Origin of the sequence: Leucobacter sp. PH1c (assembly GCF_000633415.1) — a bacterium.
Taxonomy (GTDB): domain Bacteria; phylum Actinomycetota; class Actinomycetes; order Actinomycetales; family Microbacteriaceae; genus Leucobacter.
In genome coordinates this window covers 49228-68032 of the sequence record NZ_AYMV01000021.1, presented here as the reverse complement: position 1 = coordinate 68032, position 18805 = coordinate 49228, and the positions used below count along the sequence as shown (strand labels likewise).

General features: G+C 71.6%; 15 protein-coding genes and 1 riboswitch. Of the genes, 4 read left to right on the top strand and 11 right to left on the bottom strand.

The genetic code is table 11. The features are described 5' to 3' along the window. Nucleotides 1-20 precede the first annotated feature (20 nt). Nucleotides 21-1481: a nitrate/sulfonate/bicarbonate ABC transporter ATP-binding protein gene (locus tag U874_RS0107865; protein WP_025133992.1), complete on the top strand. Its 1461-nt coding sequence runs from the start codon at nucleotides 21-23 to the stop codon at nucleotides 1479-1481. Here U874_RS0107865 and U874_RS14765 read toward each other — a convergent pair. The 5 genes from U874_RS14765 to U874_RS15535 all read right to left on the bottom strand — a co-directional run bounded on the left by U874_RS14765 (nucleotide 1478) and on the right by U874_RS15535 (nucleotide 5062). Beyond that, a complete protein-coding gene (locus U874_RS14765) occupies nucleotides 1478-2356 on the bottom strand; it encodes a CorA family divalent cation transporter (RefSeq protein WP_025133991.1) in 879 nt (292 codons plus the stop codon). The genes U874_RS0107865 and U874_RS14765 overlap by 4 nt on opposite strands. Next, the gene (locus U874_RS0107855) at nucleotides 2353-3330 is read right to left on the bottom strand and encodes a CorA family divalent cation transporter (protein ID WP_025133990.1); all 978 of its coding nucleotides are present in this window, start codon (nucleotides 3328-3330) and stop codon (nucleotides 2353-2355) included. Before U874_RS0107855 ends, U874_RS14765 begins: the two co-directional genes overlap by 4 nt. A 61-nt stretch (nucleotides 3331-3391) precedes the next feature. Next, nucleotides 3392-3652 (bottom strand): hypothetical protein, encoded by a 261-nt coding sequence (locus U874_RS0107850; protein ID WP_025133989.1) that lies wholly within the window; start codon nucleotides 3650-3652, stop codon nucleotides 3392-3394. Between the two features lie 49 nt (nucleotides 3653-3701). Next, complete coding sequence (locus tag U874_RS15360) at nucleotides 3702-4652, bottom strand: CorA family divalent cation transporter (protein ID WP_025133988.1); 951 nt, start codon at nucleotides 4650-4652, stop codon at nucleotides 3702-3704. Nucleotides 4653-4687: 35 nt separating this feature from the next. Continuing rightward, on the bottom strand, nucleotides 4688-5062 hold the full coding sequence (locus U874_RS15535) for a hypothetical protein (protein ID WP_157834233.1): 375 nt from the start codon (nucleotides 5060-5062) through the stop codon (nucleotides 4688-4690). 60 nt (nucleotides 5063-5122) lie between these two features. Beyond that, nucleotides 5123-5288, bottom strand: a riboswitch (M-box (ykoK) riboswitch). A gap of 132 nt (nucleotides 5289-5420) precedes the next feature. Here U874_RS15535 and pdxS point away from each other — a divergent pair. After that, the gene (gene pdxS / locus U874_RS0107835; protein ID WP_025133986.1) at nucleotides 5421-6329 is read left to right on the top strand and encodes a pyridoxal 5'-phosphate synthase lyase subunit PdxS; all 909 of its coding nucleotides are present in this window, start codon (nucleotides 5421-5423) and stop codon (nucleotides 6327-6329) included. Between the two features lie 102 nt (nucleotides 6330-6431). Here pdxS and U874_RS0107830 read toward each other — a convergent pair whose 3' ends face one another. The 3 genes from U874_RS0107830 to U874_RS0107820 form a co-directional block, all read right to left on the bottom strand. Continuing rightward, nucleotides 6432-9488: a LamG domain-containing protein gene (locus U874_RS0107830; protein ID WP_025133985.1), complete on the bottom strand. Its 3057-nt coding sequence runs from the start codon at nucleotides 9486-9488 to the stop codon at nucleotides 6432-6434. Nucleotides 9489-9684: 196 nt separating this feature from the next. After that, a complete protein-coding gene (locus tag U874_RS0107825; RefSeq protein WP_029987958.1) occupies nucleotides 9685-10794 on the bottom strand; it encodes an acyl-CoA desaturase in 1110 nt (369 codons plus the stop codon). Nucleotides 10795-10925: 131 nt separating this feature from the next. Further along, nucleotides 10926-12758, bottom strand: a complete 1833-nt coding sequence (locus tag U874_RS0107820) for an ABC-F family ATP-binding cassette domain-containing protein (RefSeq protein ID WP_025133984.1) — start codon at nucleotides 12756-12758, stop codon at nucleotides 10926-10928. Between the two features lie 126 nt (nucleotides 12759-12884). On the opposite strand from U874_RS0107820, the gene U874_RS0107815 reads away from it, so the two are divergent. Together U874_RS0107815 and U874_RS0107810 are read left to right on the top strand one after the other, a co-directional pair. Next, nucleotides 12885-14807 carry a lipase family protein gene (locus tag U874_RS0107815; RefSeq protein WP_025133983.1) on the top strand — a complete coding sequence of 641 codons (1923 nt, stop codon included), beginning with the start codon at nucleotides 12885-12887 and terminating at the stop codon, nucleotides 14805-14807. Further along, nucleotides 14804-16615 carry an alkaline phosphatase family protein gene (locus U874_RS0107810; RefSeq protein ID WP_025133982.1) on the top strand — a complete coding sequence of 604 codons (1812 nt, stop codon included), beginning with the start codon at nucleotides 14804-14806 and terminating at the stop codon, nucleotides 16613-16615. The genes U874_RS0107815 and U874_RS0107810 overlap by 4 nt, the downstream gene beginning before the upstream one ends. Nucleotides 16616-16736: 121 nt before the next feature. On the opposite strand, the gene U874_RS15530 is transcribed toward U874_RS0107810, so the two are convergent. The 3 genes from U874_RS15530 to U874_RS0107795 are packed head-to-tail and all read right to left on the bottom strand — an operon-like array spanning nucleotide 16737 to nucleotide 18609. After that, on the bottom strand, nucleotides 16737-16913 hold the full coding sequence (locus U874_RS15530) for a hypothetical protein (RefSeq protein WP_157834232.1): 177 nt from the start codon (nucleotides 16911-16913) through the stop codon (nucleotides 16737-16739). A gap of 29 nt (nucleotides 16914-16942) precedes the next feature. Then, complete coding sequence (locus tag U874_RS0107800; protein WP_025133981.1) at nucleotides 16943-17629, bottom strand: DsbA family protein; 687 nt, start codon at nucleotides 17627-17629, stop codon at nucleotides 16943-16945. Between the two features lie 44 nt (nucleotides 17630-17673). Then, the gene (locus U874_RS0107795) at nucleotides 17674-18609 is read right to left on the bottom strand and encodes a 4-(cytidine 5'-diphospho)-2-C-methyl-D-erythritol kinase (protein ID WP_025133980.1); all 936 of its coding nucleotides are present in this window, start codon (nucleotides 18607-18609) and stop codon (nucleotides 17674-17676) included. Nucleotides 18610-18805: the final 196 nt, after the last annotated feature.

Below are 18805 nucleotides of genomic sequence, written 5' to 3'. Positions count from 1 at the left end.
GTCACCCGTCAGGAGCCCGCATGACCGAGGATCCCCGCACCCCCGCTGCGCCGCAGGCGCCCGGCGCGCCCGGCGCTCCCGGCTCGCCCGGGGCACCCGGCTCACCCGGCGCACCCGGCGAGGTGCTCCTCAGCGCCGAGCGGGTCGGCATGACCTTCCCCGGCGCCGACGGCGCCGAGCTCGACGTGCTCCGAGACGTGTCGCTCACGCTCCGCCGCGGCGAGATCGTCGCGCTGCTCGGTCGCTCCGGCTCCGGGAAGTCGACGCTGCTCCGCGTCCTCGCGGGCCTCGCGCGCCCCACGACGGGCCGAGCGGTCGCGCGCGGCGGCCCGCTCACCGGGGCGAACCCGGACACGGCGATGGTCTTCCAGTCGTTCGCCCTCATGCCCTGGCTCAGCGTCCTCGACAACGTCGAGCTCGGGCTCAGCGCGAGCGGGCTCCCGCGCGCCGAGCGGCGCACCCGCGCGCGGGCCGCGATCGACGCCATCGGGCTCGACGGCTTCGAGCGCGCCTACCCACGGGAGCTCTCGGGCGGCATGCAGCAGCGCGTGGGCTTCGCGCGCGCGTTCGTGCAGCGCCCCGACGTGCTGCTCATGGACGAGCCGTTCTCGGCGCTCGACGTGCTCACCGCGGAGCACCTGCGCGGCGAGCTGCTCGAGGTGTGGGGCGCCGAGGCCGCACCCGCGGGCGCCATCTGCATCGTGACCCACAACATCGAGGAGGCGGTGCTCCTCGCCGACCGCGTGCTCGTGCTCGACGGCAGCCCGGCGACGATCGCCGCGGAGCTCCCGCTCCCGCTCCCCCGGCCGCGCGACCGGCGCAGCCCCACATTCGCGGCCGCCGTCGATGCGCTGTACGCCGAGCTCACCGGGAGGCCGGCCGCAGCGGGAGCCGAGACCGGGCCGCCCGGGCCGCTCACCCACCCGCTCCCCGCCGCGACGGCGGGCGGGCTCGCCGGCCTCATCGAGATCGTCGTCGCCCACGACGGCCAGGCCGACCTCCCGGATCTCGCCGACGAGCTCTCCTTCGACGTGGACGATCTACTCCCGCTCGTCGACGCGGGCCGGATGCTGCGCTTCCTGGAGGTCGAGGGCGCACAGGCCTTCCTCACCGAGCCGGGCTGGGAATGGCACGGCGCGGGCATCGCCGAGAGCAAGACGCGCTTCGGGGCGCTCGCGGCCGAGCATGCTCCCCTCGTCCGCACGATCGTGCGCGCGCTCGAGCACAGTGCCGAGGGCGCGCTGCGCGCGGACTTCTTCCGGGACCTGCTCGCGCGCGGATTCGGTCCGGACGACGCGCAGCGGCAGCTGGAGCTCGCGATCGACTGGGGCCGCTTCGGCGAGCTCTACGACTACGACGCCGACACGGAGGAGTTCGTGCTCGGCGAGCTCGCGGCTGGCTTCACGCAGCTCCTCACGGACGACGCCGGCCCGGATCCCCGCGAGGATCCGGGCCGGCACCCGGGAGGAGCGCCGCACTAGCGCAGCTGCCCCGCCCGCTTCACGGTGGAGATCGGCAGCACCGCGAGGCAGAACACTCCGGCGATCTGGATCCACGCGGAGAGGTCCCAGCTCAGCTCGGGCATGAACTCGAAGTTCTGGCCGTACCAGTTGATGAGCGTGGTGCCCGGGATCAAGATGGCCCAGAGCACCGTGAAGATCTTCACGATGTTCAAGTCGCTCGTGGAGATGCGCTGCGCCGTGCCCCGGGAGTGGAATCGGTGCCGGTCCACGAGGAACTCGAGGCGCGTGGCGAGCGCATCGCCCTGCTGGATCAGCGCGTCGAACTCGGCGCGCTCGTCCGCCGCCCGCACGGCCGCCTCGCGGCGCAGCAGGCGCGCGAACTGGCCGAGCCGGGAGACGGCTGCGGCGACGTGCGAGAGCACCGCGTCGATGTCGACGAGCTGCTCGCTCACGCGCGGCAGGTCGCTCACGCTGATCCCGTGCTCCGGCCCGCGCTCGGCCTCGAGGTCGGAGACCGCGAGGCGCACCCCGCGGATCTCCGACTCGATGCGCGTGAGGCTCGCGGCGCTCGCCCCGAAGCCCGCCCGCACAATCTCGGCGCCCGCGCGCAGCGCATCGGCCTCGCCCGGGTCCTGCCAGAGCAGGCGCGCGGCGACGTCCTGCAGCAGGGGAAGCCCGTCGCCCGGTTCGCAGGTGATGAGCTCGTCGCCCCGCAGCACCACGGTCACCTCGGCGAGCTGCGCGCCCCAACGGTCGACCGTGACGAAGCGGAGCGGGATGCGCTGCTCGGTCGCAGTGGCGGGACCCATCGTGCGCTCCGCAAGCTCGGCGTCGCCGGGATCCGCGAGGAACAGCCGGGTCCAGCCCCGCTGGGAGATCCGCTGCAGCATCATCGGAGCCAGCCCTTCTTCTTGATGTACCAGAGTGGTACGAGTGCGAAGATCGCCGTGGTGGCCATGACGAACCACTCGCCCCAGGGCAGCGCGAGCTCCGGCATGTTCGCGAAGTTCTGGCCGTAGTAGGCCGCGATCAGGGTGGGCGGCGTGAACACCGCGGTGACGACCGTAAACACCTTGATGATCTGGTTCTGTTTCAGATCGAGCGTCGTCATGAGCGACTGCTGGATGTTCCGCACCTTCGCGTGCTGGAAGCGGGCGTGCCTGCGCCCGCCCTGCACGTCGGAGAGCAGGGTCGAGTACTCGCGCTCCGCGTGCGCGCTCGATCGGCGCATCCGCCGCGCGGCGCGCTCGAGCATGAGCTGGCCCTGCACCGCTCGGGCGATGAGCTCCTCCGCGCCGCCGAGCGACACCGCGGTCTGGGCGATGTCGGCGACGCCGACCTGGCGCCCCTCGAGCTTGAAGCCGCCGCTGCTGTCGACCGCCTCGTCGGCGAGATCGTTCAGCACGAGCGAGATCTGATTCACGGTGCCCTGCATCGCGTCGTTCAGCCCCTCGATGATCACGAGGAGGGCGTCCCGGCTGCTCGCCGTTGCGGGCAGCGTGCCGACCCGGGCTTGGGCGGCGGCGAGGGCCGGGACGGGTCGATCCGGCTCGACCGTGATGAGGAGTTCGTCACTCACGGCGATGAGGATCGCCGCGCTCGTGAAGACCGTGCTCGCCCCGGTCGGCCCGGCCGCGAACGGCAGGGGCAGTTCGAGCGGCAGGAGCGCGAAGCCGTGCTCGTCCACGGGGTGGGGCACCCGGCGCGCGAGGTCGAGGCCGAGCTGCGCGTGGATGTCGGCGAGCAGCGTGCGATCCGAGGCACGGACGCGGAGCCAGCCGCTGCGCGGCAGGGCGGTATCCGAGCGGGTCGCCGCGGGAGCGGTTTCCGCTCCCGGAATGGGGAGGGGCGCGGTGTGATCGTACATGCGCGTCACCTTTCGTGTGTGGGTCGCGCGGAGGCGCGACGGGAAGCTGGTGCGGGACGGTCTAGCCGAGGGCGACGCCGTAGAGGTGGAGGCCGGCGAAGCAGGCGATAATCCCTGCGTAGAGCACGACCACGGCCCAGATGATCTCCTTTTCGATCTTCGAGGTGCGCGGGCGGCGGTCCTCGGCCGAGCCGCCGGGAGCCTGGCCGGGCGCGGGCTCCCCCGTGCCGAGCGTGGTGAGTTCGAGGCGCGAGCTCCACGCGAGCGGCGCGGTGCGGCGGTCGGGTGCGGGCTGGGTGTGCTGGGGGTTCTGGTTCGTCATGTCGGGTCTTCCTGAGGTCGATGGAGTGAGTGGGATCGGCGCGCCGCGATCAGCGCAGCCAGCCGCGTCGGCGCACGTAGATGAGCGGCAGCATGGCGAACACGAAACTGAGCACGATGATCGCGGGCTCCGCGAGGTCCCAGCTGAGGATCGGCATGTACTCGAAGTTCATGCTGTAGTAGGTCGAGAGCAGCATCACGGGGAGGAACACCGCCGTGACGACGGAGAACACCTTGATGATCTGGTTCTGCTTGACGTTGAGTGCGAGGTTGTTCGTCTGCTGCAGCAGCCGCACGCGGTCGTGCACGAAGTCGATGTGCGGCTCGATCGCCTCGATGTCCTCGATCAGCCGCCCGAGGTCGGTGCGCCCCTCCCCGTCGCGCCCGCGCAGGTGGCCGCGCAGGTGACGTGCGGCCTCTGCGAGCACGAGCTGGTGCTCCATACAGTGCGAGAGGAGCTCCTCCATATCGGCGAGCTCCTGCTGCGTGGTGGTCACGTCGCTCACGCCGAATTCGCGGGCCTTCTTCGTCTCGAGGCTGCGCAGGATCGCGCTCGTCTGCGTCATCATGTGCTCGGTGCCGTCGCTGAGGCTGCTCACGAGTTCGTCGGTCGTGTCGGCGATCGCCTGGAGGATGCTCGCGGCGATCTCCACGGGGCGGTCGTCGTCGCGCCCATCGCGCTCCATGCGGGTCACCGCGAGATCCAGCGGCGCGCAGCCGCGCAGCGGTTCGACCGTGACCACGGTCTCCGCACCCACGGCGATCGCGATGCGCGTCTCCGAGTAGGAGAGGTGGTCGTGCTCGACCGTGCCGAGCGCGAGGTGCGTCACCTCGCCATCCGCGGCGAACGCAAGCGTGCCCGCGGCGGGAAGCGGGATCCCGGTCTCCTCCTCGACCTGAGCGACGAGCTGAGGGTCATCGCCGACGAGCCGGATCCAGCGCCCGCCACTCAGGCGCTCGATCCGCCCGAAGCGGGCGATCTGTTCTTCAATCGTGTACATGCTGTGTGCTTTCCCGAGCGCCGGCCGAAGCCGGTCTACTCGTCTTCCTTGTAGAAGCCGCTGTGGGTGCCGGAAGTGGACGAGGTCTTCGTCTCGAGGTCGTAGTTGACGACGTGCAGGCTGGCGGTGACGCCCAGCGTGAGCACGCTGCTCACCACGACGATCCGGGTGGTGAACTTCTCGTAGCGCGTGGCCCGGCGCCGCGCGGCTCCGGGCTGGGCCGCCCGGGCGAAGGGCTGGCTGCGCCACACCTCGCCCGCGGGGGCGGGCGGCGCCCCGGGTTCCGCGGGAGGGGCAGGAGATGGGGCCGGCGAGCGGGGCGCACCGGGCGCCGCCGGAGTCGCCGGCCTCGGCAGGAGCGGCTGATGGACCTGCCAGAACAGAATGGGTTCGATGATCGCTGCGGGCATAGCGCTGTTTCCTCTCACGGCACGCAGAGTGGAGCCGACGACGGAACCGTCGACTCAGGGACCGCGCTTCCATGTCAGAGCTTCGGCATTGCGTGACGTAATCCTGTGGCAGCCACTTGGGACGCCCCCTTAATCCGAGGGCGCCTGTCCTGATCTTGGGCATCTCTCGATGTCGTCAGATCAGTGGCCTGTGTTCACGCAAGAGCCTCACCGAACGAAGCGCAGCATCACTGTACCAATATTCAATCACTTGCGCAAATGATTGCATTGCAAGGATCGCTTCTCACCGCGTGGTCCATTGATATTTGCAAGAAGTGGATCTTGTGGGGAACCAATATTCTCGGCCAGGCTGGCACTCATGACTGCAACACAGCCTCAGACCCCCCAGACCGACTCGCTCTCCGGCGTGCGCCGCGGCCTCGCCGATCACCTCCTCGGCGGCGTCATCATGGACGTCGTCACCCCGGAACAGGCGCGCATCGCGGAGGGCGCCGGCGCCATCGCCGTCATGGCGCTCGAACGCGTGCCGGCGGACATCCGCGCGCAGGGCGGCGTCGCGCGGATGAGTGATCCCGAGCTCATCGCGAGCATTCAGGCCGCCGTCTCGATCCCCGTCATGGCGAAGGCGCGGATCGGTCACTTCGTCGAGGCGCAGATCCTCGACGCGCTCGGCATCGACTTCATCGACGAGTCGGAGGTGCTCAGCCCGGCCGACTTCGCACACCACATCGACAAGCGCGCCTTCCGCGCCCCCTTCGTGTGCGGGGCAACGACGCTCGGCGAGGCGCTCCGCCGGATCGCCGAGGGCGCCGCGATGATCCGTTCCAAGGGCGAGGCCGGAACGGGCGACGTGTCCGAGGCCACCCGCCACCTCCGCACCATCCGGACCGAGATCGCACGCCTGCGCGGCCTCGACGACGCCGAGCTCTTCGTCGAGGCGAAGGAGCTGCAGGCGCCGCTCGAGCTCGTGCGCGAGGTCGCCGCGTCCGGTCGCCTCCCCGTGCCGCTCCTCACCGCGGGCGGTATCGCCACGCCCGCGGATGCCGCCATGATGATGCAGCTCGGCGCGGAGGGGGTGTTCGTCGGTTCGGGGATCTTCACGAGTGGTGACCCCGAACGCCGCGCTGCCGCGATCGTCGCCGCCACCCGCAGCTTCGCCGACGCGGACGCGGTCGCAGCGGCGTCCCGAGGGCTCGGGCCCGCAATGGTCGGGATCACGGTGTCCGAGCTGCCCGCGCCGCACCGCCTCGCCGAGCGCGGCTGGTAGCCCGCACGGCAGCACCGTCACCGTCCGGGGCCGTGACGCCGCACCGGACACGCAACGGGGCCGCACCGATCGATGATCGGTGCGGCCCCGTCCCGCGGAAGGCTACTGGCGACGCGCGCGACGCAGGCCGAAGACCCCGGCCGCTGCCGCGAGGAGCGCAGCGGCCCCGCCCGCGAGCGCCCAGCTCGTCGCCGGCGCGCCGCCCGTCGCGGCGAGCGCTCCCCCGGCGCCCGGGCGGGAGCCCGCACTGCCCGACTCGGCGCTGCCGCCGGTCCCGCCGTCCGACGTGCCGCCGTTCTCTCCACCGGTGTTGCCGCCGGTGTTCCCGCCGTTCTCACCGCCGGTGTTCCCGCCGTTCTCACCGCCGGTCTCGTCCTCCGCTACAGCGAAGGCGACCGAGGCGAGCACCCTGCCCTCGACGCCGCGGAGCACGAGCTCTTCGCCCTCGATCGCGAAGCTCTCGACGCCCGATGCCGTCACCTCGGAGTCGGCGATCTGGAAGCCCGCCGCGGGAGCGAGCGCCAGCCGGATCTCGCCGCCCTGCTCGGCAACGCCCTCGCTCGGGGTCGCTGTGCCGCCCTCGGCCGACACCGCGTAGGCGAAGCGCACGGGCTGCGCCTCGACCGCGCCCACCGCGCTCTTGAGCACGCCGAAGCTGCTGCGCAGCGCGTCCTTGCTCGGCGCGCTGCTCGCCACGAGCTCGGCGCTCTCGGCGGCGGCTGCGGCGAGCGCGTCGCCGAGCGCGGCGTCGAAGACTCGGCCGTTCTCGGCCGCGACCGCGTTCGCCGCCATGAGCTCGGTCGCGTAGTCCACGGCCCGCGCGAGCGCGTTCGTCTCAGCACTCGCGTCGTCGGCGGCGAACAGCCCGGCGATCTCCTCGGCGGTGAGCGCCGAGCTCCACATCTTGAGATCGTCCATGTCGAGGCCAGCGCCGTAGCTCTTGCCGCCGTCCACGCCCACGAGCATGTTGAGGCCGCTGGTCATGCTCCCGACACCGGCGATGCTCGTCTCCTTCGTCAGCTGTCCATCCAGGTAGACGCCGGCGACGTTCCGCTCGCGGTCGACCGTGAGGGCCATGTGGTGCCACGCATTCCGGTAGTCGGCAACGTCACCCGTCGCATACACCCCGTTGGTGCCGTCGCCGAGGGTGAACTCCAGCTTGCTCGTGTCCCCGCCCTGCGGCGCGAGGTTGATGCCCGAGCGGTACCAGTTCGCCCAGTTCTTGTTGCTGATGATCGCGCCGTAGCCGCTTACACCGGTCACCTTGGTCCAGAAGCTGATGGTCAGGTCCTGGTCCGTGCCGAGATCGAACTCGGGACGGGAGCCGAGATCCACGTAGCTGCCGGCCCCGGCGCCGATGCGCACCGCCTGGCCCTCGGCCCCGGAGCGGTCAGTATCGACGTAGCTGACCGAGCCCACCGGCTGGGCCGCGGGCGCCGCCGCCGACGCCGCGCCGGTGTCGTTCAGGTCGCCCTCGAAGGCGAGGTTCAGGAACTCGCCTCCCGGCGCCTCGACCGGCGCATCCGGGAACTCGGGGAACTCAAGCGTGCCCGCGGTGCGGACGGTACCGACGAGCGGCTCCGAGCGGTTCTGGAAGTCGTCGAACGCGGTGACCGTGACGGTGTAGTTCTTCGCCGCCTCAAGCCCCGCGATCGCGAAGTCCATCGTGTTCGGCGTCATGTAGAAGCGCGAGTAGGCCTTGAAGCTGCCGGTCACCGACTTCGCGGCGTTGCCGCCGAAATCAGGGACCTGATTCGCGGTGAAGGCGACGGGCTTCCCCGCGGCGTCCGCGATCGCGACCTCGTAGTAGTTCACGAGCTCGTCGTCCTTCGCCTGGTCGAAGCCGAGCGTCAGCGACGTCTCGGTCACATCGGCGGCGCGCACGGCCGCCGCGTCCCACCAGGGGGCGACGGTGCTGCGCTGATCCGCGGTGTAGGTGAAGCCCGCGGTGCCCTGCGTCGTGTCGACCACCCACGGCATGCCGATCCAGCGCTGGTGGGTCACATCGAAGCGGCGGATCACGGTCTCGCCGGTCTCCAGCACCGAGACGAAGTTCGCGCTCTTCTGCGGGGTGCCGCGCTCCGCGTCGCCCTGGTTGCCCCCGAAGTACCCGCCCCCGATGAAGTCGCTCGGCACATCCTGGTAGATGTAGTTCATCGAGGCGTTCTCGTAGACCGTGAAGTCCTTCTGGTAGATGCTCGTCTCCGGGTTCGAGGAGAAGTGCGTGTGCGCGGAACCGAGGACGGCCTGCGGGTACTCGGCGAGGATCCGCTGCAGCTCGGGGCCCGCCATGTCGTAGTCGCCGTGGAAGGGGCCGCCGAGCGAGGTGCCGGCGTAGCCGCTGTGGATCGAGACGAAGATCGGCTTCGCCGGATCGTAGTCGGGCTGCGCGGCGATCTCCGCGAGCGTCGTGCGCAGGTAGTCCTGGTAGCCCGTGCGCTGGCCCGTGTACCCGAAGGTGTGCGTCCCGTTGTAGTCGAGCCCGATGAAGTCGATCCCCGCGACGGTGGTGTGGAAGTTCGAGACGTAGCCCGTGTCGGCGCTCGGATAGAACCACTCGGGGGCGCCCGCGGGAGCGCGCTCGGCGCGGGCCTCCGCGATCGTCTTCCCCATGAGGTCGGCGATGTCGTGGTTGCCCTGCGTGAGCAGCACCTGCGCGTCGGGGAAGTTCTCGCGGAACACGCGCTCGATGGCGCGGTACCACCCCGCCACCTTCTCGCTGTCCCCGGCGAGATGGGCCGAGTACTCGGGATCGTTCGCGCCTACGACGTCGCCGTTGTCGACGACGACCTGCGGATCGAAGCCCTTCGAGTCCGCCCAGGCGCGGATGCTCTCGAAGTGGCGTGCGGCCCCCTCGTAGGCGACCTGTTCGGAGGTCTTGTCGGCGGTCGCCGTGCCGCCGAGTTCCGTGTCCGACATGGTGATGAACTCGAGCTGCGCGTCCGCGCCGTTGTAGGCGTCGTTCGCGGCGTCGATGCGCTGCTGCGTCATCGCCTGCGCCGCACCGGCGGCGGGCGCCTGCTCGACGGCGGCGGCGGGCAGCGCGGGGATCAGCAGCGTGAACGCGGTGAGCGCGGCGACCGTACCGGCGCGCAGGGTGCGGCTCGTGCGCGCCGCGCGGCAGGCGGGCTGCGGCGACGAGCGGTGGGCGTGCAACATGGATGTCCTTTCGAGTGGGGAATGCACCGAGGTGCTCACTCATTCATCCAGTCGCAGGGGGTGGTCCGGTGTCGCTCCGGTGAACGCACCGGGAACAGGAGCGGGCCGCGCTCCGGAACCCTGCACCGCTGTGCACAGTTGCGCAGTGGTACCCCGAGGCGGACGGGCCGCCGGGCCGCCGGGCCGCTCGGCGCGGCTACGCCCGGCGGTACTGCGCCGTCACGGGGCAGTCGAACGGGTCGCGGGCGGCGAGCCCCACCCGGTTCAGGTACTCGATCACGATCCGGTACGAGTTCGCGAGAGAGGTCTCGGTGTACGGTACGCCGAGCGTGGCGCAGTGCTCGCGCACGATGGTGCGCGCACGCGCCAGGTAGGGGCGGGCCATGCTCGGGAAGAGGTGGTGCTCGACCTGGTAGTTGAGCCCGCCCATGAGCCAGGTGGCCCACCACCCACCACGGATGTTTCGCGAGGTGCGCACCTGCTTCGAGAAGAAGTCGAGCTTCGCGTCGTGGGCGATGACGGGCATCCCCTTGTGGTTGGGCGCGAACGAGGCACCCATGTAGACGCCGAACACGGCGAGCTGGACGCCGACGAACGCGCAGGCCAGCCCGAGCGGCAGGAACAGGAAGACCGGCACGAAGACCGCGGCGGAGCGCGCGAGGATGATCGCGAGCTCGATCCAGCGGCCGCGCACGGGCCCCCGCTGGCACAGGTAGCGGAGGCTCTGCCAGTGCAGGTTGATCCCCTCGAGCGTCAGGAGCGGGAAGAACAGCCACCCCTGCCGCCGGGTGATCCAGCCGCGCAGGCCGCGGGCCAGCACGGCGTCCTCCTCGAGGAACGAGATGGTGTCTACCTCGATATCCGGGTCCTTCCCCACCCGGTTCGGGTTCGCGTGGTGGCGCGTGTGCTTCGCGTCCCACCAGGCGTAGCTCATGCCGATCGAGCCCGCGAGCACGCGCGCGAGCCGGTCGTTCTGCGGCCCCCGCGCGAGGATCTGCCGGTGGGCCGCCTCGTGCGCGAGGAACGCGATCTGCGTGAAGATGATCCCGAGCGCCGCCGCGATGAGCAGCTGGAACCAGCTGTCGCCGAGCAGCACGAAGCCGGCGATCGCGCCGCCGAGCGCGAGCAGGATCGCGGCGCCGACCGCGGCGTAGAACCCGTGCGCGCGGCGCAGAAGCCCGGACTCGCGGACGACCTCCGACACGCGGGTGTACGCCCGGGCGATCGGTGGGAACTCCGCCCGGCCGGCGCGAGTGGGACGCAGCGGGCCGAGGCCCTGGATCGGGAATGGGGAGGCTGCTGGCACGAGGGCACCCGCTTCCGTTGCGCACCCGCCGGGTGCTGATGGAGCCACAGGCAGGTGCCGATCGCTTGCCCCACACTACCGAGCGCGGAATGCCCCGACGTGCATACGCGCTCCCCCGCCCGACGCCCCGGCTAGCCGATCTCCTCGGAGAGCTCGAGCCACTGCTCCTCGAGCTCGCTCACCTCGGCCTCGAGCGCGGTGATCTTCGTCATCTCGGCGTTGAGCAGCCCGTAGTCGCTCTGGTCGAGCGTCGCGAGCCGATCCCGGTCCTTCACGATCTGCTGCTGCAGCTTCTCCATCTTCCGCTCCACGGCGGAGAGCTCCTTCTGCGCTGCGCGCAGCTCGGAACCGCTCAGCTTCGGCGCGGCGGGCGCGGCGCCCGCCGCGGTTCCGGATCCCCCGGCCACACGGGCCGGCGTCCCCGCGGCCGCATCGCGTTTCGCCGCCTCCTCCGCGCCGCGCAGCTCCAGGTACTGGTCCACGCCGCCGGGCAAGTGCCGCAGCCGCCGATCGAAGATCGCGTACTGCTGATCGGTGACCCGCTCGAGGAAGTAGCGGTCGTGCGACACGACGATGAGCGTGCCCGGCCACGAGTCGAGCAGATCCTCCATCGCCGCGAGCATGTCGGTGTCGAGATCGTTCGTCGGCTCGTCGAGGATGAGCACGTTCGGCTGGTCGAGCAGGATGAGGAGCAGCTGGAGGCGGCGCTTCTGCCCGCCGGAGAGGTCCTTCACCGGGGTGGAGAGCTGCGCGCTCGTGAAGCCCATGCGCTCGAGCAGCTGCCCGGGGGTGAGCTCCTGCGCCTTCGACCCGCTCCCCACCGTGAAGCTCGTGCGCAGGCGGCCGATCACGGTGCGGACGGGCTCCGTGAGGTGCTCCTCGAGCTCGTCGAGGCGCTGCGTGAGCGTCGCGACCTTCACGGTCGAACCGCGCTTCACGGTGCCGCGCGTCGGCTCCGTGGTGCCGGAGATGAGGCCGAGCAGCGTCGACTTGCCCGCGCCGTTCACCCCCAGGATGCCCGTGCGCTCGCCCGGGGCGAGGCGCCACTCGACGTCCTCGAGGATTACCCGGTCCCCGTAGCTCACGCCGGCGTCGAGGAGGTTGACGACCTCCTTGCCGAGGCGTGCGACCGCCATCGATTGCAACGAGACCCGATCCCGGATCTCCGGGACGTCGGCGATCAGCTCGTTCGCCGCGTCGATGCGGAACTTCGGCTTCGAGGTCCGCGCGGGGGCGCCGCGACGCAGCCAGGCGAGCTCCTTGCGCGCGAGGTTCTGGCGCTTCTGCTCGATCGTGGCGGCTTGCCGGTCGCGCTCGACGCGCTGCAGGATGTAGGCGGCGTACCCGCCCTCGAACGGTTCGACGATGCGGTCGTGCACCTCCCACGTGGTCGAGCAGACCTCGTCGAGGAACCAGCGGTCGTGCGTGACGACGAGGAGCGCGCCCTGGCCGCGGGGCCAGCGCCGCTTGAGATGATCGGCGAGCCAGGCGATGCCCTCGACGTCGAGGTGGTTCGTCGGCTCGTCGAGGAAGAGCACGTCGTACTCCCCGGAGAGCAGCCGCGCGAGTGCCACGCGCCGCCGCTGCCCGCCCGAGAGCGCGTCGACGGGGGCGTCCCACGGCAGGTCCGAGACGAGGCCTGAGATCACCTCGCGCGTGCGCGGGTCCCCCGCCCACTCGTACTCCTCGCGGTCGCCCACGATGGCGTGGCCCACCGTCTCGCCGTCCGCGAAGGCGTCGGCCTGATCGAGCACTCCGATCGTCGTGCCGCCGCGCATCGTGACCTGCCCGCTGTCGGGCTCGCGGCGCCCCGCGAGCATCATGAGCAGGCTGGACTTGCCGTCGCCGTTGCGGCCGACGATGCCGATGCGGTCGCCCTCGGCGACGCCGAGCGTGACCGAGTCGAACACGGTCTTGGTCGGAACTTCGAGATGGAGGGCTTCAGCCCCGAGAAGATGTGCCATAACCCCTCCAGCGTAGTTCAGTTCCGCCCCATCGACCGCGCCGCTCCCCCGGACTACGCTGGAAGCGTCGCCGCAGGCGGCTCATGACCCCGGGCTCAGAGAGCTCCCACTGCAGAGAGGCAGACCGTGCCCATCCGGATCAGGATCCTCACCGCCCTCGCGCCGCTCGCGGGGCCCGCCCGCGCCGTCATCGCGCTCGCGGCGGTCGGCCTCGGCGTTGCCCTCATCCTCGCCCCGCTCACGCCGCAGCAGACCGCCGTGGCGACGGGGCTCGGCGTCGCGGTGCTCGGGCTCGGCGCCCTGCTCCTCCCCGCACCGGACGCGGCCCTCCGCCTCCCCGCGCGCGTGCTCGGCGCGGCGAGCATTGTCGCGGGCGCGGTCGTCGCGCTCTGGCCGGGTGCGAGCGCGCCGGGGCTCGCGCTCGTCGTGGGGATCGCGCTCGTCGCGCACGGACTGCTCCGCGCGGTGCAGGCGGTGCTCGGCCGCGGCGAGGCGCGGGTGACGAGCGTCATCGCGGCGCTCGCGGGCATCGTGCTCGGCGTCGTCGCGCTCTCGTGGCCCGTGCTCACCCTCACCGTGTTCCGGCTCGGCGTCGGAGCGTTCCTCGTCTTCCAGGGACTCGCGCTGCTGCTCGCGCTGCTCGGCGACTCTCGACGCTCCGCACGCGCCGAGGCGGCATCCGTTCACGCATCCGATCCGGCACCCGATCCGGCGGGGACTCTGGTGCCCGATCCTGCGGCGGCTCTGGTGCCCGATCCTGCGGCGGATCCGGCGGCCACTCCGGTGCCGCGTTCCCGGCCCCGCGGCCGCGTCGCCCGCTGGGGCCGCGCGCTCGGTGCCTCCCTCGCGCTCGTCGCATCGCTCGCGCTCGCGCTCGGCACCGGCTGGGCGCTCGGCGGCGTGCCCCTGCCCGAACCCGGCGCGTTCTACACCCCGCCGTCCGCCGTACCCTCGGAGCCCGGCCGTCTGATCCGCTCGGAGCCGCTCACGACGGGCGTACCGCGCGGGGCCGAGGCGTGGCGCATCCTCTACACGACCACGGGGGTCGCGGGCGAGCCTGCCGTGTCGAGCGGCACCGTCGTCGCGCCCGCGCAGCGCGGCGATGCGCCGCTTCCGCTCCTCTCCGTGGCCCACGGGACCACCGGCGTGGCGCCGAAGTGCGCGCCCTCGCTCAGCGCGACGCCCTTCGCGGACGGAGCGGGCGCGGCGCTCAGCACGCTCGTCACCGAGCACGGCTGGGCCGCGGTCACCTCCGACTACATCGGCCTCGGCACGGCGGGCCCACACCCCTACCTCATCGGCTCCGCCGAGGGCCGCAACGTGCTCGACGCGACGCGCGCGGCCCGGGAACTCGACGGGCTCCGTCTCCCCGCGAAGACGGTGGTCTGGGGGCACTCGCAGGGCGGGCAGGGCTCGCTCTGGACCGGGCAGATCGCCCCCGATTACGCCCCCGAGCTCGAGATCGCCGGGATCGCCGCATTCGCCCCGGCCGCGAACCTGTACGGCCTCGCGGAGGTGACGAAGAACGAGGCGGCGGGCAAGACCGTCTCCGCGTACATCGCCGCGACCTGGGACGAGATCTTCCCGGAGCTCGGCCTCGCGGACGAGCTCACCCCGGGCTCCGCCGGCGGCGTCGCGAAGATCAGCCAGCTCTGCTTCAACGGCCAGGACGCGCTCGCCGCGATCCTGCGCGGCACGCAGGTGCCCAGCCAGATCTTCCCCGACCGGGTGCTCGCGGGCGAGTTCGGGCGTACGCTGCGCGCGCAGACGCCGACCGGCCCGTTCCCGGCCCCCGTGCTCGTCGCGCAGGGGCTCGCCGATCCGCTCGTCCAGCCGGCCCAGCAGGAGCAGTGGGTCGCGGGGCGGTGCGCCGCGGGAGTCCCCCTCGATTTCCGCACCTACCCGGGGCTCGATCACCTCTCCCTCGTCGCCGCGGACTCGCCGCTCACCCCCGAGCTCGTGAGCTGGACCCTGGACCGCTGGGCCGGAGCGCCCGCGAACGACACCTGCGGCGCGACCACGCCGCCGAACGCTGAGGAGGGCTCATGAGTCCCACGCCCGAATCGGAGTCCGAGTCGGAGTCGGCGTCGGCGTCGGCGTCGGAAGGACGCGGCCCGAACGATCGAGCGCAGCCGTCGGAACCTCAGCTCACCAGCCGGCGCGGCTTCCTCCGCACCGGCGGGATGCTCGCGGCGGGCCTCGCTGCGGGCGGCGCAGCGGGGGCCGCCATCACCGCGGCGGCCACCGCGCCGGATCCCGGGGCGCCCTACATCCCCGAGCGGTTCTCGGTCCCCCGCCCCCGGAAGGAACCGGGATTCGATCACCTCGTCGTCGTGATGGGCGAGAACCGCTCCTTCGACAACCTGCTCGGCTTCCTCTACTCGCCCGACGCGCCGCCCCCGGGCGGCCGCTTCGCGGGGCTCGCCTTCGGCACGCACGCGAACACCGCGGAGGACGGCACGGTCGTGCCCGCCCACGTGTACACGGGTACGACGGACGAGATCATGAGCAGCCCGGATCCCGATCCCGGCGAGGAGTACCCGCACGTCAACACGCAGCTGTTCGGCCGGATCGATCCGCACAACCGCGGGAAGGACCTCGCCGATCTCACGGCGCCGTTCCACGCGCCGGACCCCGGGACCCCGGCCACCATGGACGGCTTCGTGCTCGACTACGAAACGGACTTCCGCACCCGCACCGGGGAGCCGATCACGCCGCGCGCGCGGGAGCGGATCATGGGCTCCTTCTCCCCCGAGATGCTGCCCGTGCTCTCGACCCTCGCGCGCGAGTTCGGCGTGTACGACCACTGGTTCTGCGGTGTCCCCAGCCAGACGTTCTGCAACCGCAGCTTCTTCCACGCCTCGACCTCGCATGGCTTCGTGACGAACATGCTGGGCGGCGGCTACGGCAAGTGGCTCGATGCGGCGCCGACGCCGACGGTGTTCACGCGGCTCGAGGAGCGCGGCCTGAGCTGGCGCATCTACTTCGACGAGCTCCAGCTCGTCTCGTTCACGGGGATCCTGCACGCGCCCGTACTGCGCAAGTACTGGCGAACGGAGCGGTTCGCCACGATGGCGCAGTTCCACGCCGACGTCGCGGCGGGCACGCTTCCCGAGTACGCCTTCATCGAGCCGCGGATGATCTTCAACCACAACGACTTCCACCCGCCAGTGGGGCCGCTCCGCGAGAGCACGGTGGACGGCGAGAGGGTCGTCTCCGGCGCGATCTCGGACGCGCGGGCGGGCGACGCGCTCATCCACGAGGTCTACTCCGCAATCCGCGATTCGACCGCGGCCGAGGGCTCGAACTACCTGAACACCGCGCTGCTCATCACCTTCGACGAGCACGGGGGCACCTACGACCACGTGCCGCCGCCTGCGGCGCCCCCGCCCGATGACTCCGGAGCCGGGGAGATGGGCTTCGGCTTCGACCGGCTCGGGTGCCGGGTGCCCGCGATCATCGTCTCCGCGCACACCGAGCGCGGCAGCGTGTTCTCCGAGGAGATGCACCACGGCGCACTCGCGGCGACCCTGTCCGAGCGATTCGGGATCGAGTCGCTCACGCGGCGCGACCACGGCGCACGCACGCTCCTCGGCGCGTTCAATCGCGCCGTGCCCCGGCACGCCGCGGACTGGCCGCAGCCGGTACCGGCCTACGTGCCTCCGAACCCGGAGGCACACCCGGCCGAGCTCGAGTCCGACCGTCCGCTCAGCCCGCCCGCGCGCGGCCTCATCGGCTTGCTCCTGCACGAGTACGGCACCGAGGCCGAGAAACGGAATCCGCCCGAGACGTTCGGGGACGCCTACCGGGTGCTCACGCGCTACGGCTCCGGGCTGTTCGGCGTACAGGCGCGCTGAACCGGCCCGGCTCGGTGCGCGGAATGATCCAGCGCACCGGCCGGGTCAGGCAACGCCCCAACGGGGCGCACCGTCACCGCGCAGGATCCGGATCAGCCGTCGCCGGGATCCCGCGGTGCGCTTAGACGCAGCAGGACCCGCCGCAGCAGGAGCCGCCTGCCTCACTGTCGCCGAGGAGGTTGAGGATCTCGCGCGTCTCCGCGTCCGCGAAGCTCACGGCGCTCTCGAGCCCCGCGGCCGGGTTCGTGTCGGCTGCGGTGTCGGCGGCCGCGGTCGGGGTGTTCGTCGTCTCGCTCATGGGCGTTCCTTTCGTGGAGGGGTGAAGGATCAGGCGTCGGCGTCTGCGGGCTCGCCTGCGCGGCCGAGCTCGAGCACCTGCGCGAGCACTCCGGCGAAGGCGTCCGCCGGCTGCGCGCCGGAGACCCCGTACTTCTGGTCGAGGAGGAAGAAGGGCACGCCGCTGATGCCGAGCATCTGCGCGCGGGTGATGTCGCTGTCCACGGCCGCGCCGAGGGCCTCGTCATCGAGTGCGGCGCGCACCGCGGCGGGATCCAGCCCGGCCTCGGCGCCGAGCGCGGCGAGCGTCTCGGGATCCGACATGTCGGCCCCCTCCGCGAAGTAGGCGCGGAAGAGCCGCTCCTGAACGGCGGGCTGCACACCCTCCGCCTTCGCGAGGTGCAGCACGCGGTGCGCGCGGCGGGTGTTCGCGTGCTTCACGCGCGAGAAGTCGAACGTGATGCCCTCGGCCGCGGCCATCTCCGTCATCTGCCCGAGCATCTGCTCGACCTGCGCCTCGGGCATGCCCTTGTGCTTCACGAGGAAATCGATCTCACTGCCTTGGAAATCGAGGGGCGTGTCCGGGGCGAGCTCGAAACTGTGGCTCTCCACCTCGATCGCCACGTCGGGGTGCTCGGCCGTGAAGGCAGCGACGCCGGCTTCGAAGCGGTGCTTGCCGATGTAGCACCACGGGCAGGCGATATCGGACCAGATGTCTACGCGGATCGTTTCACTCACACCGGGTGCAACCGGCCAGGCGCGCACCCTATTCCCGCCGAGCGCTACTGCGCGTCGAGCACGCGCGCGCCATGGACGGGGCCCGTCACGGTGAGCGCGCGGATCCCGCGCTTCCCGAGCATGCTGCGCAGCTCGGCGGCGGACTGCGCGTCCTCGACGAGGAAGGCGACGGTCGGGCCGGATCCCGAGACGATCCCCGCGAGCGCGCCGCGCGATTCGCCGAGCTCGAGCAGCTCGACGAGTTCGGGGGCGAGCTTCAGTGCGGCGACCTGGAGGTCGTTGTGCATCGCATCCGCGAGCGAATCGGCGTCGCCGATGCGCACGGCCTGCAGCACCGCTGTGTCCACCTTCACGAGGTCGGGCTGCGGCCCGAGCTCCCCCGCATAGGTGTCTCGGTGCTGGTCGAGCGTTCCGTAGACAACGGGGGTGCTGAGCCCGAGATCGGACAGTGCGAGCACCCAGTGGAACGAGCCCTTCGCGAGCGCGGGGCTGAGCTCGTCGCCGCGCCCCGTACCGACGGCCGTGCCGCCCTCGAGCGCGAACGGCACGTCGGCGCCGAGCTCCGCGGCGAGCGGCAGCAGGCCGGACCGGCCGAGGCCCGTGCCCCAGAGCTCATCGCACGCCACGAGGGTGGCCGCGGCATCGGCCGAGCCGCCGCCCATGCCGCCCGCGATGGGCACGCGCTTCAGGATGGTGAGGTCGACGCCGCCCGCGTAGCCCGTGCGCTCGGCGAGGAGGCGCGCGGCGACGATCGCGAGGTTCGTGTCGTCGGTCGCGAGTTCGCTCGAATCGATCGGACCCGTGAATCGCACGGAGAAGCCCTCGGCGGCCGTCGCCGTGACCTCCTCGAAGAGCGAGACGGCCTGGTACAGCGAGGCGACATCGTGATAGCCGTCCTCCTGCAGCGCACCGACGCGGAAGTAGACGTTGATCTTCCCCGGTGCCCGCACGGTGACCGTGCGCTTCGGAATGGGGCTCATATGTACAAACTAGCGCACCGCGGGAGCCCCGATTCCCCACCTGGTCACACGGCGACGTGCGCGCCGCGCGCATCCCGCGCGTTCCCCGCGGTTCCCCGCGTGTTCATTGGGGTGGCGCGCCATTCGTCCGCGCCCCTCCCCTCGGAGAAATCTGCAATCTCGGACGTTTTGGGACACAACCGACCGATATTCGAGA